The organism is Pseudoselenomonas caprae (assembly GCF_008271345.1).
GTDB lineage: Bacteria > Bacillota > Negativicutes > Selenomonadales > Selenomonadaceae > Selenomonas_A > Selenomonas_A caprae.
Window position 1 is genome coordinate 53,759 of the sequence record NZ_VTOZ01000002.1, and the last position, 17,198, is coordinate 70,956.

The 17,198-nt window shown below is 58.4% G+C and carries 12 protein-coding genes; 11 read left to right on the forward strand and 1 reads right to left on the reverse strand.

Translation table 11 applies throughout. The features are described from left to right. The first annotated feature begins 61 nt into the window (after positions 1-61). The 7 genes from FZ041_RS01220 to FZ041_RS01250 are packed head-to-tail and all read left to right on the forward strand — an operon-like array spanning position 62 to position 11,023. Entirely contained in the window at positions 62-2,152 is a 2,091-nt protein-coding gene (locus FZ041_RS01220) for an NAD-dependent epimerase/dehydratase family protein (RefSeq protein WP_149188267.1), read from the forward strand. Further along, on the forward strand, positions 2,149-3,048 hold the full coding sequence (locus FZ041_RS01225) for a hypothetical protein (RefSeq protein ID WP_075442188.1): 900 nt from the start codon (positions 2,149-2,151) through the stop codon (positions 3,046-3,048). Before FZ041_RS01220 ends, FZ041_RS01225 begins: the two co-directional genes overlap by 4 nt. Continuing rightward, positions 3,041-4,864 (forward strand): DUF2194 domain-containing protein, encoded by a 1,824-nt coding sequence (locus tag FZ041_RS01230; RefSeq protein ID WP_149188268.1) that lies wholly within the window; start codon positions 3,041-3,043, stop codon positions 4,862-4,864. The genes FZ041_RS01225 and FZ041_RS01230 overlap by 8 nt, the downstream gene beginning before the upstream one ends. Beyond that, entirely contained in the window at positions 4,864-6,291 is a 1,428-nt protein-coding gene (gene pelF / locus FZ041_RS01235; protein WP_149188269.1) for a GT4 family glycosyltransferase PelF, read from the forward strand. The genes FZ041_RS01230 and pelF overlap by 1 nt, the downstream gene beginning before the upstream one ends. Continuing rightward, positions 6,291-7,772 carry an exopolysaccharide Pel transporter PelG gene (gene pelG / locus FZ041_RS01240; RefSeq protein WP_149188270.1) on the forward strand — a complete coding sequence of 494 codons (1,482 nt, stop codon included), beginning with the start codon at positions 6,291-6,293 and terminating at the stop codon, positions 7,770-7,772. The genes pelF and pelG overlap by 1 nt, the downstream gene beginning before the upstream one ends. Beyond that, positions 7,769-10,012 (forward strand): coiled-coil domain-containing protein, encoded by a 2,244-nt coding sequence (locus FZ041_RS01245; protein WP_149188271.1) that lies wholly within the window; start codon positions 7,769-7,771, stop codon positions 10,010-10,012. Before pelG ends, FZ041_RS01245 begins: the two co-directional genes overlap by 4 nt. Before the next feature lie 15 nt (positions 10,013-10,027). After that, positions 10,028-11,023: an endo alpha-1,4 polygalactosaminidase gene (locus FZ041_RS01250; RefSeq protein ID WP_149188272.1), complete on the forward strand. Its 996-nt coding sequence runs from the start codon at positions 10,028-10,030 to the stop codon at positions 11,021-11,023. A 30-nt stretch (positions 11,024-11,053) separates the two neighbouring features. On the opposite strand, the gene FZ041_RS01255 is transcribed toward FZ041_RS01250, so the two are convergent. Continuing rightward, entirely contained in the window at positions 11,054-12,211 is a 1,158-nt protein-coding gene (locus FZ041_RS01255; RefSeq protein ID WP_075442178.1) for an MFS transporter, read from the reverse strand. Positions 12,212-12,384: 173 nt separating this feature from the next. Between FZ041_RS01255 and FZ041_RS01260 the strand changes: the two genes are divergently transcribed. From FZ041_RS01260 to ftsZ, 4 genes are all read left to right on the forward strand, one after another. Further along, the gene (locus tag FZ041_RS01260) at positions 12,385-12,963 is read left to right on the forward strand and encodes a flavodoxin family protein (RefSeq protein WP_149188273.1); all 579 of its coding nucleotides are present in this window, start codon (positions 12,385-12,387) and stop codon (positions 12,961-12,963) included. 275 nt (positions 12,964-13,238) lie between these two features. Further along, positions 13,239-14,657 carry a GntP family permease gene (locus tag FZ041_RS01265; RefSeq protein WP_149188274.1) on the forward strand — a complete coding sequence of 473 codons (1,419 nt, stop codon included), beginning with the start codon at positions 13,239-13,241 and terminating at the stop codon, positions 14,655-14,657. 122 nt (positions 14,658-14,779) lie between these two features. Next, complete coding sequence (locus FZ041_RS01270) at positions 14,780-15,658, forward strand: DMT family transporter (RefSeq protein WP_075442172.1); 879 nt, start codon at positions 14,780-14,782, stop codon at positions 15,656-15,658. A 334-nt stretch (positions 15,659-15,992) separates the two neighbouring features. Continuing rightward, positions 15,993-17,135: a cell division protein FtsZ gene (ftsZ, locus tag FZ041_RS01275; protein WP_149188275.1), complete on the forward strand. Its 1,143-nt coding sequence runs from the start codon at positions 15,993-15,995 to the stop codon at positions 17,133-17,135. The last annotated feature ends 63 nt before the right edge of the window (positions 17,136-17,198 follow it).

Sequence of the window (17,198 nt, forward strand, 5' to 3'; positions counted from 1 at the left end):
GCATAGCGGCAGAGATAGAGATAGAGATAGAGATAGAGATAGGCAGAGAGGGGGGCGCGGCATGGCGGCAGATCGCAAGGATATCCGCAAGAAGATCGTTTTTGCCGGTCAGGGACTGTTCTGGCAGACGGAGTTGCGGCAGGTGTTTACGAAAGAGGGCTGGCAGACCTTTGTGTGGGAGGCGGATAAGCCAGCATCCGAAGAGGTCATCAAGATCCACAATATCCCTGTGCTCGTCTATGCGCTTGATGTGGCTCTGACTGGCGAGCCAGGCATCAAGGCGCTGCAGGATTTCCTGCATGTCCTGCAGGCTGGCTGGCAGGCTGGTGTCACGCAGGTGTATCTGGTGTCGTCGACGCTGGCCGAGCCACTGGCTGAAGGGCAGCGCCCCTTGAGCGAGGTGGCTGCCATGGCGGAACGCATGGGGCGTGGCTGGGCGGACGTCACAGGCTGCGGCTTTGCTATCGTGCGGCTGCCCGAGGTCTATGGCCCTGGCTGCCGCAAGCAGGATGGCTTCCTGAGCCGCGCGCTGTATTCGCTGGCGCAGGGCGGGGTGGTGACGAGCCGGCGGCCGGGGAAGCGGGCGTTCCTATACCGCGAGGATGCGGTATATGGGCTTTACCGGGCCGTTGCCCGCCGCTACACGGGCGGAACCATCAGCCTGGCAGCGGGCGAGGCAGTCCGCTGGGAAGAGCTGCCGCAGCTGGTGCGCCAGGCAACGGGGAAGGCTTGTCCGCTGGCAATCGATGCAGATTCTGCGGAGGATTATGCGATGGGCGGCATGGCAGGGCAGAAAGCGGCATCCGAGCTGGGCTGGCGGCCGAAATATCCGCTGGCCGAAGGCTTGCAGCTCACCTGGCAGTATGTGCAGGCAGCAGCCGCTGACCAGCAGCGGGAGCTGGCAAACACTGGCAGGCGGCTGCAGTGGCAGCAAAGGCTGCGGCGGGCCATCCCGTTGGCAGAGAACCTGGCTGGCTTTGCCTTGATGGGGGCAGTCATGGCCTTTCAGCAGGGGCAGCCGGTGAATCCGATTGTCCCCTTTGATATGAATTTTGTCTATATCGGTGCCATGGGGCTTCTCTATGGCAAGCAGCAGGCGCTGCTTGCGATGGCGCTGTCGTCGGTGCTGCTGCTTGGCGCCATGCTGCATCAGGGCAGCACGCTCGTGGGGCTGTTCTATGTTCCGGCGATGCTCCTGCATCTGATCACGTATCTGTTGGTTGCGGTACTCACCGGCTATGTGGCTGACAGCCGCAGGTATGAACGGGAGGCAGCCCATTGGCAGGCAGCCCAGCATGAGGAAAGGCTGGCTGTCTTGAAGCGCCTATACGATGAGAATATGGAGGTCAAGAATCATCTGTACCACCAGATCGTGAATTCCGATGACAGTATCGGACGCCTCTACCGGATCATCCGCAATCTTGACAGTGTGGAGCCCGAGAATATCTTCACTCAGGCGGCTGCTGTCACGGCGCAGGTGCTGGATGTCAGGGACATCGCCGTCTACGTGGTGGGCAATGACCAGCGGTATCTGCGGCAGAAGGTACGGCTGGGGCGGCTGGCAAACCAGCTGCCGCGCTCTTTGCGCGTGGCGGATTGCCGCTATCTGCAATCCGTGCTGCACGAGAAGGCGGTCTATATCAATCGGGAACTGGCGGCGGATGCGCCAGATATGGCGGCGCCCATCATCCATCAGGGAAGGGTCATTGCTGTCGTAGAAGTCTTTGGCATGCGGTTCGAGCAGTGGAGCCTGCATCAGCAGAATCTGCTGTCGATCACGGTGCGCCTGATATCGTCGTCGATGGGACGAGCCTATCAGTATGAGAGCGAAATCCAGGCGCGGCGCTACTGGGGGAATACCCGTATCCTGCAGGCCAAGGAGTTTGACAAGATCATCGCGGAGCTCAAGGCGCGCCGCCAGCTGCAGGGCGATCTGCCGCTGGCCATGCTGCGGGTGGACATGACAGGCCTGGACTACCAGGAGCTGGACAGCCGGCTGTCCGGCGCCATCCGCAATGAGGACTTCGTGGGCTTGCGGGCGGATCGCGTCTATGTGCTGCTGCCGGATGCAGATGAAGAGGTGACGGCGATGGTCCAGCGCCGCTTGCAGAAGCGCGGGCTGCAGACCCAGGTCGATGAGGGGATAGTATGAGTATGTTTTCGTTGGCAGTCCTGTGCCATCTGCTGCTCACAGCGGCGTTCTTCTGGCTCGACTGGCGGGCCCATTCCCTGCCGCGGGCCTTGGCGGAGTCTGTGCTGGTGCTCTGCCTGCCATTCTGCGGGCTGGTCATCCTGCTGCTGTTCAAGCTTGGCTGCCGGCTGCTGCATCTGTATCGGGAGCGGGTACCGGAGCAGGAAGATGCGGGCGAGGCGTTCTTCCGCGGCACGGAATTGGATCGTGATATCATCCCGCTCAATGACGCCTTCCTGGTCAGCGATGTGCAGCAGAAGCGCCATTTCTTCACGGAGGCTATCAAGCAGTCGGTCGTCGATAACCAGAATATCCTGCAGATGGCCATGCATGACCGTGACCGGGAGATTGCCTATTATGCGGTATCGATGCTGACGACGCGCATGGAAAAGCTTGAGACGAAGCTTTTCGAGCAGGAGAGTGCCGTGCTTTCCGGCCAGCGGGAAGAAGATGTGGTGCTGCTCGAAGAATACGTGGAGATGCTGCGCGAATACCTGTCGCAGCGGGAGTTCATCGATCATGTGACCTGGCGCAAGAAGCAGGGGGACTATATCGGCTTGCTGGATCGCCTGCTGGCGCTGCGGCCGGACAATATCGGCTATTACTGCGAGGAGATCGGGCAGCTCCTCGATATACGCAATTTCCGCACGGCGGAGCAGGTCTGCGAGCAGATGATGCTGCGTTTCCCTGCGCGGGAAGAATCGTATCTCATGTATATCGAGCTTTACCAGGCGGAGCACAGGCCGGAGGACCTGCAGCGGGCAATCCAGGCGCTGAAGGCTTCGCCGCTGGAGTTGTCGCAGAAGGCGCTGCAGGTGATCCGTTTTTGGGATAAGGAGGTACGCAGCAATGGATAAACGGGGCATTGCGCTGGTGTTCGCCCTGGTCATGGTGCTGGGCGTGTTTTTCCAGTTCAGCCGCATGGATGGCTTCCTGCACCTGTCACCGCTGCGGAATCTGGCGCTGCTGCCAGCGATGGAGGAGCAGGGGGATGCGGTGGCACAGGCGCGGGACAGATATCTCATCCTCTATGACCCGCGGGATGTGGGCAGCGTGTTTGCCCGCCATCGGCTGGCAAAGATCTTGGCGCAGCAGAAGAAGGACTGCGACATCGCCTCCATCTATGCGGATGATACGGCCGTTGACGGCGGCTACCGTGGTGTCCTGCTGGCGTCAGGCAGCCTCGAGCGCGTGGCCTGCCTGCCAGCGGTGCGCCAGTATGCGGCGGCAGGTGGAACTGTAGCTGTTCTGATGCGGCTGGAAGCGGCAGACGGCAGCCTGCCGCAGGACTTGCTCGCGGAGCTGGGCGTTGCGCGGTTGGGCGGCGGCAAGACAGTCCGTGGCATCCATCTCTGGACGGATTTCCTGTTTGGCGGCCAGGGGGCTTCCTTTGGCGAGGGAACGGTCTATGATACGGTCTGCACCGAGGCGCAGTTGAGCGGCGATGCCACGCTGCATATCAGCGCGGCAGACGGCCAGCCGCTGCTCTGGGAGCATGCGGCCGGCAAGGGGAAGTACCTGGTCTATAATGGCAGTGTGCGCGACGACAAGACGAATGCGGGACTGCTGACGGCTATCATCGCCCACTGCGGGGCGGAGGATATCTATCCCGTCCTGGGGACGAAGCTGGTCTTCATCGATGATTTCCCTGCACCGATCCCCGAGGGCACCAATCCCAAGATCTATGCGGAAATGCAGCTGACGACGGAGGATTTCTATCGCCAGCGTTGGTGGCCGTATATGCGGCAGGCAGCCAAGGATTTCAATCTGAAGTATACGGGGCTCATCATCGAGTCGTATGGCAATCAGGTCGAGGGCCCCTTTGTGCCGCCGGCTGGCAGCCGTATCCGCAATGATTTCATCATCTACGGACGGGAGCTGCTGGACATGGGCGGTGAGCTGGGCATCCACGGCTATAACCATCAGTCGCTGGCACCGGCGGGCTATAACCAGGGGAATCTTGATTACCAGCCCTGGCCCAGCCAGCAGGCCATGGCTGAGTCGCTGCAGGAGCTTCGGCGCTATGTAGAGGATGCCTATCCCGGTTATGAAATCCGGGCCTATGTGCCGCCATCGGATATCCTGAGCCCTGAGGGCAAGGCGGCGATACGGCAGGTGTTCCCCGAGGTGCGGATATTTTCCTCCTTGTTTGATGGTGTAGCTCCCGATAAGGCGTATATCACGGATTTTGACCGCCAGGGGGATGGCACCTATGATATCCCGCGCACTTCTGCCGGCTATATGCCGAGCCGGCAGAGCATCTATGAGCAGATCAGTGTCATCAACTATATCGGTTGTTTTTCCCATTTCGTCCATCCCGATGAGATGTTCTATGTGGAGAGCCAGGATAAAAGCTGGGCAATGATGGAAAAGGGGTTCCGGGCGTTCTTGGCAGAGATGCAGGCGCGCTATGATTGGCTGCGCCCCGTGACGGATTCGGAGTGTGCAGCCTATCTGGATGATTATCTCGACATGGACTACCGCGTGCAGCGGCTCACGGACCGGTTGGTGCTGCATTGCTGGGATTTTGGTCATCCGCTGCGGTTCATCCTGCATACGGATAAGACCATCGGTCATGCGGAGGGGGCGGAGTTCACGCGCATTGGCACGGACTGCTATATGATTGAGACGCAGTCTGCCAAAGCGGTATTATTCTGGAAGGAGGAGAACTGATGCGTATCTGCCTGTTGACGGAAGGGTCCTATCCCTATGTGGTAGGCGGTGTATCTTCCTGGTGCCAGATGCTTATACAAGGCTTGCCGGAGCATGAGTTCTTCATCTATTCCATCGGGGCCGAGGCCAAGAACCGCGGCGATTTCAAATACAAGCTCCCGGCCAATGTGGTTGGCGTGCAGGAGGAGTTCCTCGATGATATCCTGAGCCTCAAGTCAAAGGGGATGCGGGAGAATATCCTGACCGCGGCTGAGCGGAAACTGCTTTACGAGCTGGTGACAGGCAGCAAGCCTATCAACGTCCAGGAGCTGTCGGTGATCTTCCGTGACCGCGGCCGGTTCCAGAGCCCGCTGGACATCTTCATGAGCAGCGATTTCTTTGATGTGATCCAGCGGGTATACGAGGAGAACTATCCGTATCTGCCCTTCACGGATTTCTTCTGGACCCTGCGCTCGATGCTGCTGCCCCTGTTCTTCCTGCTGCAGCAGGATTTGCCAGCAGCGGATGTCTATCACAGTGTCGCCACGGGCTATTGCGGGGTGATCGGTGCGATGGCAGCGGAGGTCTACCATAAGCCATTCATCATCACGGAGCATGGCATCTACTCGCGTGAGCGCGAGGTGGAGATCATCAAGAGCGATTGGGCCAAGGGCGACTTCAAGTCGGTCTGGATCCAGTATTTCTACAATCTGGCCAGATTGTCTTACCGGGTGGCCGATCATGTCTATACGCTGTTTGAGCACAATGCCGAGATTGAGCGCGACCTGGGCTGTGATCCGGCAAAGATCGGCATCGTGCCGAATGGCGTGCATATGGAGCGTTTTGCGCAGATTCCTGAACTGCAGCCCCATGAGGGGCCGCTTACGCTCGGAGCTGTTGTCCGCGTTGTGCCCATCAAGGATATTGTCACGCTGCTGCGGGCCTTCTTCCTCGTCAAGCAGGAGATTCCTGCAGCCCGGCTGGTCATCATGGGCGGCTTCGATGAAGATCCCGAATATTATGCCTTATGCCAGCAGACCGTAGCCATGCTGCGGATTGAGGATGTGACATTTACAGGGTCGGTGGATATCGTCAAGTATCTGCCGCAGATAGATCTTATGATCCTTTCGAGCATCAGTGAGGGGCAGCCGCTGGCGGTGCTGGAAGGGCAGGCGGCGCATCGGCCGTTTGTGACGACGGATGTCGGCTGCTGCCGTGAGCTCATCTATGGCGACAGTACGGATACGCTCGGGGCGGCGGGGGCTATCGTTGCCCCGATGGATTTTGAAGCCATGGCCAAGGAGATTGTCCGGCTGGGCCGTGACTTTGCGCTCAGGCGGCAGATGGGCAGCATCGGCTACGAGCGCGTCAAGCGCGGCTACACGTATGAACATTTCCTGGCAGCGTATCGCAGGATATACGCGCAGGCAAAGGAGGTCAAGGGCTGATGGCAGGCGTCGGCTTCGAACTGAAGAAACTCTTTACGGCCCGGACGGCGGCTGGTCATATCCGGGCTTATTCGTACTCGGCCATCATCACGGCGGGGCCCTTTGCCTTGCTGACGGGCATGGTACTGGCCGTCCAGCTGCTGTTCCGGCACTTTGCCGTGCCGGCGGAGTCCGTGCAGGTCTTTGTGGCGGCTGTGGTGTATGCGTTCATTTTCTCGCAGATCTTGTCGAGCGGCTTCACGATGGTGCTTACGCGCTATCTGGCTGATTCCCTGTCGCTGGCACGTTACAAGGATATCACGGCTTCACTGTTTGGCAGTGCGGCGCTGCTATCTGCCCTCGGGGGGCTTCTGGCGCTGGCTTTCTTATGGGGCAGACCGCTGGCACCGCTGACGAAGTGGCTCGCATATCTGTTCTTTGCCCTGCTGCTGCTTTCCTGGGTGGAAAGCGTATACCTGACAGCCATCAAAAAATACAAGCGGTTGCTGCTGAGCTATCTGGCTGGCGTCGCGGTGAGCATAACGCTGGCAGCGCAGCTGCTAGGGGCGGGCTGGCTGCCGGCCGAGCAGTCTGCGCTGCTGGCCGTCGATATGGGCATGGCCCTTTGTGTCCTGTTGTTCCTTTGGCACATCGCTGCCTGCTTTGGCTTGCCAGAAGATGGCATGAACTTTGCGTTCTTGCCGTATTTCGAGCGCCATTGGCGACTGTTCGTGATCGCTGCCAGCTATGCGGCCGGACTGTTCCTGCCCAATATCCTGATCTGGTTTGGCCCTTGGGGTGTCGAAGTGGCGGGAACCTTCCGCTACTCGCCGGTCTATGATGTGGTCACCTTCTATGCGCTGCTGTCAGTCCTGCCGCTCATGATGGTGTTTGTCGTGTCAGTGGAGACGAATTTCTACCAGCGTTATGCAGTCTATTTCTCGCATATCACGCGCAAGGGGAATTTCCGGCAGATCGAGGATGCGCGCAAGGACCTGTTGCATGTCCTGTGGTTTGAGCTGCGGCATGCCGCAGAGCTGCAGCTGGTGTTCACGCTGGTGTTCCTGGCGCTGGGCAGCTATATCCTGTCGCGGGCGGGGATTACCTATGAGCAGGTCAACATGTTCAATGTCCTGTTGTTCGGTGCCTTCTTTACGGGACTGCTGCAGCTCATCTACATCCTGCTGATCTATTTTGACTATCAGAAGGATGTGCTCATGGTGTCATTGTTCTTCTTGGCTAGCAATCTGGTGCTGGGCGTCTTGGGCCTTTGCTGGTGGGGGGAGCAGAGCTACGGGTTCACCTTTTTCCTGGCGGCGGCAGCAAGCTTTGTGGTCGCTGCCTGGCGGCTCGATCATTTTGCCAGCCGCATCAACTATCTGGTATTCTGCTCACAGCCCGTCTTCTATCAGCCGCCGCATGGTCTGCTTACCCGGCTGGCCATGCGCTTGTATGGGGAGCGGTATGTTGATTTGGAGCGAGAGAGGAGGGAGGAGCCATGAGGCTTAGCCGCAAGGGACGTAAACGATTGCAGCCGCAGAAAGAAGCGGCGGCTGCCGCCAGGCGCTTGCGTGAACAGTCGGCCATGCGCATGACGCGCAGCCGCCGCCGGCACATGCAGCAGCAGGAATTCCTGCGGCAGGGAGCGGCGGCGGTTTCGCTTGGTTCGCTTGGCCTGCTGCCAGCAGTGGCTGCCGAGGCGGCCTCCGTCCATACGTTTACCGAGGTGCCGGAGGCCCTGCAATCCCTGCGCGATTCACGTGACCGCATCCGTGATTTCGCAGCTGCCAAGCGCAATGTGCGCGAAGCCGCTGATGCCTTGGTGCAGGCTGAAGCTGCCCTGCAGCAGGCAAGGCAGTCTGAGAGGGATGCTGCGGCGGCACTGGCGACGTCGCGGCAGGAACTCGATGAAGCTGAACGCCGCTTGCAGCGGGTGACCGAGGAATTGTCACGGGCAAAAGCCGAGAGCGCTGCCCGCACGCAGGAGGCTTTGGCTGCCCAGCGGGCAGCTGCGGATTTCCTGCCCCACATTTCAGCGCAGCAGACGATTGTCAGCGAGCTGCTGGCAGACCGCCAGATGGTACAGGGGAATTATGCGGCAGTAGTGGAGCAGATGCGCACATATGAGCAGCAGCAGGAAAATCTGGAAGCTATCATTGAGCAGGCCTGGCAGAGCGTCAACTACGAACAGAACCGGCTCTATGATGTCATCGCCAAGGTCAATGCGGCCAGGCAGGCATCGGGTATGGTGGCCGACCGCAGCGGTGAGCTGGCATCATTGGCAGCCCGGCTGCAGGAGCTGGATGCGGCCATCGATGAAAGCGAAGCCGCACTGGATGCGCTGGATGCGCAGTTCGATGCCCTCGTGGCTGCGCGCGCGGCGGCTGAGGATGCGGAGCGCGATGCGCGGCAGTGGGTGGCAGATCTTACCGGGCAGCAGGACGATGCGCAGACGGATATCCAGCAGCGGCAGCAGGATGTGGCCGATGGCATCAAATGGAGCCAGGAAGCGGCGGCTTATGTGGCAGAAGCGTCCCAGGCTCTTCAGGACACGCAGCTGTGGAAGCAGCAGGCGGATGATTCGCTGGCGCATTTCGGTGAGGGATGGGGCGCTGGCCTGGGCTTTGAATACTATACATGGCGCGGGGCTGGGCAGCGTGGCTACCAGCTCTATCAGCCGATCGGCTTCTATGCGGCGGAGAAGCAGTGGGATTTCTCGCTGTCCACGGGCTGGCTCGATTCGGATACAGGCCTTCGCAAAGGCCATGTACGCGGCTGGACGGATACCACGCTGGGCATGGTGCTGAAAAACAACCATAGGCAATACGACGTGCATTATCTGCTGACGGTCAATGTGCCGACAGGCGTTTCCAATGTGCATCAGAATGCGATGATGGCCGATGGGCTGGCCAGGTACAATTCGTTCAGCGAAGGCTGGCAGGTGACGCCGGGCATCGAGGTGACCCGGCATATCACCGGGCGCGACAGCCTGACCGGGCGGCTGAGCTATATCATCCGCGGCGATTACAGCTATCACAGCAGTGTGGCAAAAAGCCTGTCGGCGGCGGATCTGAGTTACGATGCTGTCCGTGCCTATGCCGCAGCGCGGGGGATTGACCTGTCACGGGTGCAGGATGTGGAAACAGAAGACCGCATCGATCCCAGCAATCAGTTCCGGCAGGATCTGACGTACCGGCATAGCGGGGAACACGACCAGTTCTCCGTCCAGCTGACGCATATCAATGCCAGCCATTCGTACTATCGCAGGCAGCTCTACTCATATTGGGAGAGGGGAAGGGAGTACGTCCTGGATGACAGGGCTGTTGCTCTCGACGGGCGCAATGACGATGGCGAGGATTGGATCTTGCGTCTTTACGGCAATCAGGATATCGATGAATGGGACTCCTGGCAGTATTATTTGATCGGCAGTTATCAGGAAGGGACGACGGCGAGCAGCATGCGGCGCTACTATGGCGGCTTGGGCTGGCGGCACCAGTTTGACCGGCAGCAGGCGGTTTATATCCTGCTGGGGTATGGCGAGACGAATGGCCAGAGCTATAACTGGCGGACAGGCACGGAGGAAAACGGCCGCCGCAGCAAGTCGGTGCTGCTGGGCTATGATTATCGTTGCAATGAGCGGGCTGCACTGGCAGCCAAGCTGGAAACCTACACGATCGATGGCGATGACACGGATTCCTATCATGGCTGGAATATGAGCCTGATGTATAATCACACGTTCTGATACAGGAGAAAAACAATGGCTGGAAAAATGGGCGCGTTACTGCGCAAGATCGCTCTGGGGCTTGGGCTGCTCACGGCATCCTCGGCGCTGGGAAGCAGCGAAGCGGCAGAGCCTGTGGCTTATGACACGGCGATGGTGGACCTGCTGGGAAGCCTGCATGATTATGTGCAGGTCCGGAAGCCTGGATTCGGGCTGCTGGCTAATGGCGGAGCGCCATTATACCTTCCGTATGATGGCAATACGCCGCAGAATGCCAGCAAGATGCTGCAGAGCCTCGACGGGCAGCTGGTGGAATCGGTGTTCTACGGCAGTGACCTCAAGGATGGCGAGGAGACAAGCAAGGAAACCAGCGATTATTACAAGCTGGCCCTGCAGGTCCCGCTGCAGGCGGGGCTGCCAGTCTTCAACATCGATTATGTGCAGACGGAGGCACAGAAGGCATCTTCAAGGCAGAAAAACGACCGCTGCGGCTATATCAGCTGGGCATCCACACGGCGGAATCTTGATGCCATTCCGCAGGAACAGCCAGCCGGTATCAATGACCGCGATATTCGGAGGCTGGGGGATGTCCGCAATTTCCTGGTGCTGCTGAATCCTGGGAACTACGCGCGGAAAGAATACTTTGCACGGCTGGAACAGTCACCCTACGACTTGCTGATCATTGATCTGTATTGCGAGGACCGCCCGCTGACAGCGGCAGAGGTCTTGCGGCTGCAGCGCAAGCCGCAGGGCGGCCGCCGTCTCGTCTATGCCTATATGAGTGTTGGTGAGGCCGAGCCATATCGTGCCTATTGGCGGCCGGAATGGCAGGCAGAGCCTCCTGCATGGTTGGCTGGGGTGAACGAGGACTGGGGTAGCCATCGCGTCAGATACTGGCAGAAAGAGTGGCAGGCAATCCTTTACGGAAGCCCCACGGCCTATTTGGATACTATCATGCAGGCAGGCTTTGACGGAGCTTTCCTGGATGTCATCGATGTGTATCAGTATTTCCGTGAGGGAAGTGCAAAATAAAATGCCAGCAGGCTTCAGCCTGCTGGCATCTTATTTTGTTGGTGTTGCTGCGGCGAAGGATGCGGCGAGCAGCAGGGGCAGCGAGGTCAGCAGCAGCGCGGTGGAAAGGCCGATGTAGTCGGCCAGTGCCGCGGTGATGGCTGTGCCGATGCTGCCAAGGCCGAAGGAGAGCCCGAGCATCATGCCGGCTGCCATGCCCGCATTGGCCGGCATGAGGTGGTTGGCCCAGACCAAGGAGCTGGGCTGGGGAGAGAGCAGGAAGAAGCCTGAGAAGAACAAGGCTGCGAGGGACAGCAGCTCTGTGCCGGCGTGCGTGAAGAAATACCAGGTGGGCAGCAGGCCGAGTAGCAGTGAGCCTACGATGATGGACTTATGGGAACAGCGCTTACCGAGCCAGCCGCCAGCGAGGCCGCCGGCAGTACAGCCGACCAGGAACAAAGTCAGCAGGCTGCCCGACAGCAGGGAGCTGTACCCTGCGTGGATCAGCAGCAAGGGCAGGAAGGTGGACACCGAGGTATGGGTCCAGCAGCGAAGGCCCATGGCGAGATTGAGCTTGATCACCGACCGGTTGGCAAGCACTTCGCCAAGGCGCAGGGCCCGCTGGCTGCTGCTATGGGCAGGGATGGTGGAGAACTGCTGCAGTTTGCTCTGGGACAGGATGGCAGCCAGCAGTATGCTGGGGAGGATCAGCCAGGGCAGTGATGTCAGCGGATAGACAGCGGTGAAGGCTACGAGGGCCAGCGGGGCCAGCGCAAAGCCGATGTTGCCACCAGCGATGTAGTAAGACATGTCACTGGAGAGGTTTTGCGGACTGCTGGACTTGGCGACCAGGGTCGAGCCGAGCGGATGGAAGAGAGAAACGGAAAGGCCCGTCAAGGCGATGACGAAAAACAGCATGGATTTGCTGGTGACGAAGCCTATCGTGCAGATGCAGATGGCGCCGAAGGGCAGGACGGGGACCAAGAGCCGGCGCCAGTCGTGCTTATCCATGATGTAGCCGAAGACCGGCTGCAAGAGATTGCTGGTGATGGACATGACCATGATCAATAAGCCGCTGAGTGTCAGCGAAAGACCAAGCTGCGGGATGATGACTGGCAGCAGGATGGGCAGGAAATTGCAATAGAAATCGTTGAGGAAGTGTCCGGCGCTCAGCAGAGCGACATTCACGCGGAAAGGAATATGGTTCATAGTTGCACCTCGGGAATATAGCGATGATTGTTCAAAGATAACAGATTCCATTGTAGCAAAGCTGGCTGCTGAACGCAAAGCCTATCATGCCAGCTGGCTGTAACAAACCTTACGGTCATCGCCGGTCTTTTGTGTTACAATGGCAGTATCTAAATGAGACAGGGGGATATGATATGACGAAATGGGCTGTGATCTACTCTTCCGTGACCGGGAATACGCGGCAGATTGCGGAGGCGATTGCCCAGAAGGCTGATGACGCGGATATTTTCCGCGTACAGGATGCGCCGCAGGATCTATCGGCATATGATGTGGTGGCCATCGGCTATTGGCTGCGGCTGGGCCAGCCAGACCCGTTGACGCTGAAATATCTGGCAGGTGTGGAGAATGCGAAGGTGGTATTCTTCCAGACGCATGGGACGGCGCCGACCAGTGAGCATGCCATCACTTCCTTTGCCCGGGCGGGCTATCATCTGGGCGCGGGTTGTGAGATACTCGGCACCTTTGGCTGCCGTGGCAAGATCAATCCGGCTATGCTGGAAAAGCGCAAGCAGGCTGGCCCTGATGACCCGCATGGCGGGCCCCAGAGCGAGGAGCGGTGGCGTTTGGCAGCAACGCATCCCGATGCACAGGACATCGCGGCGGCGCAGGATCTTGTCGAGCGCATGGAGCATAAGCTGGTCCTGAAGGCGCGGTTCGCGGCCAAGCAGGCAGCGAAGCTGGCGGCATTGCAGCAGCAAAGAAAACAGGAGTGATGGCAAAGGGGCAGTTGGACGTATGCGTCCGGCTGCCCCTTTGTTGCTGGTAAATATTCTGAATAAAAGGACAAATATAAATTTTAATTGACAATAAAAAATATTAATGGTAATATAAAATCTGTAAACGAAACAAGCAGGGAGAAAAGCAGCCGGCAGGTGTCGGCTGCTTTTCCTATGGAAAAAAAATCTATCATTCCTAATTGTTATCGTTTCGCGGTGTTTATAGTTTATTATTATTGAATCCTATTTACAGAGGGGAGTCTTTGGACGACATGGAGGCACTTTGTATAGCATTGGCATTGCTGGGGTTGATGTATTTTGCGTATCGGGGTTGGTCGATCATCCTGATTGCACCGTTTTTTGCCGGGCTGGCGGCACTGGCCAGCGTCTTTGATATCCTGCCGGTTTATAGCGAGCTCTATATGACACGCCTGGCAGAATACGTCAAGACATACTATCCGGTATTCCTGTTTGGCGCGGTGTTTGCGCGTCTGATGGAGAAAGGTGGCTTGGCTTCGGCGGTGGCCGGCAAGATTGTCGACGTGCTTGGGGAGAAGCGGGCGATATTGGCGGTGCTGATGGGCTGCGGTGCGTTGACCTATGGTGGCCTCAGTGTTTTCGTCGTTGCATTTGTCATGTATCCGTTCGGTGCGGTGGTCTTCAAGAAAGCGGATATTCCGAAGCGGCTGCTGCCAGCGGCGCTCTGGGTGGGTATCTTCTCGTTTGCGATGGTCTCGCTGCCGGGCACGCCGCAGATCCAGAACATCATCCCTTCGTCGTATTTCCAGACGAGCACATGGGCAGCACCGGGAATCGGCATGTTTGCTTCTGTCCTGTTCCTGCTGATCGGCTGGGGCTGGGTAGGGCATCGGGCAAGGGTGCTCAAGGCTGCCGGTGAAGGCTACGGCAATCATGTGGTGGATGGACGGCGTAAGCGCAATCCGAAGATCCATATCCCTTGGTACTGGGCACTGCTGCCGCTGGTGCTGGTCATCGTCATCAACGTCATCCTGTCGAATCCGTTTGGCTGGGCTTGGGGCTTCCATTGGAGCGCTGACAGCTTGGAGACGCTGAAGGATCTGCATCTGTCGCTGCTGGCGACGCAGGTCGGCAAGGTTTCGGCCATCTGGTCCATCAGTGTGGCGCTGATCATCAGCAGCATCGTGGCAGCCTATATCGGCCGCAAGCGGTTCATGGTGCTTGACGGTTTCCTGCCGCCAATCAACTATGCGGCACTTTCCTCGGGTACGGCCGTGCTCAATGTAGCTTCGGGCTATGCATTCGGCTGCGTCATCACGGCAATGCCGGGGTTCCTGCCCGTGACGCAGTGGCTGGTCGGCATTGCGGATTCCTTTGGCCCGCTGCTTTCGGCTGTCATCACGACGAATATCATGTGCGGCATCACGGGCTCGGCATCGGGCGGCCTGACGATCGCTTTGTCAGCCCTCGGTGAACAGTGGGCAGCAATGGCGACGGCGGCAGGAATCCCGCTGGAGGTCTTGCATCGCATCGTGGCGATCGCTTCGGTAGGTATCGACCCGGTGCCGCATTGTGGCGCCTTGGTCACCTTGCTGGCCATCTGCGGGCTTACGCACCACGATTCCTATTATGATATCGCCGTGGTCATGGCGTTGAAATTCTTTGTGCCTTTCTTGTGCATCTTGTTCTATATGCTGACAGGTATCTGCTGATATCTGCCAAAGACCAGCAGGCTGGGGATTGCGTGTCCTCAGCCTGTTTTGTCATGGCTGGCTGTGTTGAAAAAAAGCCGCAAAGTCCTTATAATGGAAACCATCACGAAGGGAGAGATTGCATGCGGCTCAAAGGTTCTTTGCTGCTTTTTGGTGCGGCCTTCATCTGGGGCACGACATTTGTCGCGCAGATGGTGGGCATGGACGGATTGGGACCGTTTACCTATGCGATGGCCAGGTATTCGCTGGGGCTCCTGTTCCTGCTCGGGCTCTGGCATGCGCTGCGCGGGCAGCGGGAGCAGGCAAAGCAGCGGGGAACGTATCACCCGGGCTGGCGGGCTGGGTTCGGTGCCGGCGCCATCATGTTCGTGGGTACTTCGCTGCAGCAGGTGGCGATGCTGTATACGACAGCCGGCAAGACGGCCTTCATCACGGCGCTCTACATCATTCTGGTGCCGTTGGGGGCAGCGGTGCTCGGCAAGAAGATTTATGGCGAAAACTGGGCAGGGGCCCTGGCGGCTCTGGCGGGATTGTATCTGCTGTCCATCCATGGTGCCATCACGCTGAATTTCGGCGATGGCCTGGTTTTCCTGAGCGCGTTCTTCTGGGCTGCCCAGATCCTGTTCATCGACCGCTATGCCGAGCGCGTCGATGCCATCGAGCTTTCGGTGGCGCAGATCTCAGTCTGCTGGTTTGGCAGCACGCTGGCGGCGCTGTGCTGCGAGGATATCAGCTGGAGCCCGCTGGTGGCGGCTTGGTTTGCCATCTTCTACGGCGGTGTGATGTCGGGGGGCGTGGCCTTCACCTTGCAAATCTATGGGCAGAAGTATGCCGAGCCGGGGCCGGCAGCCATCATCATGAGTTTCGAGGCGGTCTTCGGTGCTGTGTCGAGCTGGCTGCTGCTCGGCGAGGTCATGAGCACGGCGCAGATCGCTGGCTGCGGCCTCATGTTTGCGGGGGTGCTGGTCACCCAGTCGCGTTTGCTGTTCAAACGGCGCTGAATAGGGATTGCTATTTTTGATAGACAAGTGTATAATCAGTTTAAACGGTTAACTTTCATTGCTAGATGCGAATATTATGCTGGATGCGAAGTAAGGAAGTGTTTGGCGTGAAGCTTGACAGCTTGAAGATCGTTCTGGCTTGTTTAGCGGTATTCCTCTTCAGCTGAGTCCGTGGATAGACTGGCGGAGAGGGGAGGCAGGGCTGCTTGTGGGCAGTCCTGCTTTTTTTGTGGGTGATGATGTTGCTGCGATATTTCTTGCTTGGCAGGCAGGAATGACCACTGTGGATGGCGAATACATATAAAGATATGTTGAAATGAGAGGGGAATGTTCCATGACACCAGATGAAACATCAATCATAAAACCGAAAGTCAAGATCAAGGTGTTCGGCGTCGGTGGCGGCGGAAATAGTGTACTTATGCGCATGGGACAGCATAATGAGCTGGAGATCGAACTTATCGCGATCAATACGGATGCCAAACAGCTGCAGCTGGTGGAACAGTCAGGTGTTCGCTGCATCCAGATTGGTGAGTCGCTGACGCGTGGCCGAGGAACCGGCGGCAATATCGCTGTGGCCGAGCAGGCCGCCAAGGCAGAGGAGAACAAGATAAAGGATGCCCTCAACGGGGCAGATCTGATATTCATAACGGCTGGTATGGGCGGCGGTACAGGAACCGGTGCTGCTCCTGTGGTGGCGCGTCTGGCCAAGGAGCTCGGTATATTGTCTGTCGGCGTCGTGACGGTGCCGTTCTCTTTTGAGGGCAGCCGCAAGAAGCGCACGGCCATGGAGGGCATCGTCAAGATGCAGTCGCAGATGGATGCGTTGATTGCCGTAGAGAATGACAACCTGATGAAGCTGCCGGAGAACCGCCGCATGACGATCGTCACGGCGTTCGAGTATGCCGATGAGGTGCTCAAGCAGGCCATCAACTGCGTGGCTGAGCTGATCCTCACGACGGGTGTCATCAACGTCGACTTTGCCGATGTCACGACGATCTTCCGTCAGAGCGACAGCAGCGACGCCCTGCTGGGCATTGGCAGCAGCAAGCGCAGTGCTGTGGACGCCGTCAAGGCGGCGGCTGAGAGCCCGCTCATCGACAAGGGGCTCAAGGGGGCACGCGGTGTCATCCTGAATCTGACCGGTGACCATACATTGAGCCTGTACGATGTGGATGAGGCGACGCGTTATATCGTCGAGCATGCTGACCCGGAGGTCAATATCATCCTCGGGACAGTGGTGGATGATTCGATGAATGGCAATGTCCAGGCGACGATCATCGCTACGGATTTTGCTGACAGCGTGGTCATGAAATCACCGACGGTCAAGGTGCCGGAGAGCAAGGTGCAGAAGACTGCTTTCTCTCTCGATACGCCGTCCTTCATGAACAAGACCAAGGAGAAACCAGCCTTCAAGCAGCCGGGGGCCTTTGCAATCCCGGCCTTCAAGCTGACGGATGATCCCCAGGACAAGAAATGACTAGGATAGTCTCAAAGGAACTGCAGGCATGTCTGCAGTTCCTTTTTCCGTCGTGAGCAGGTA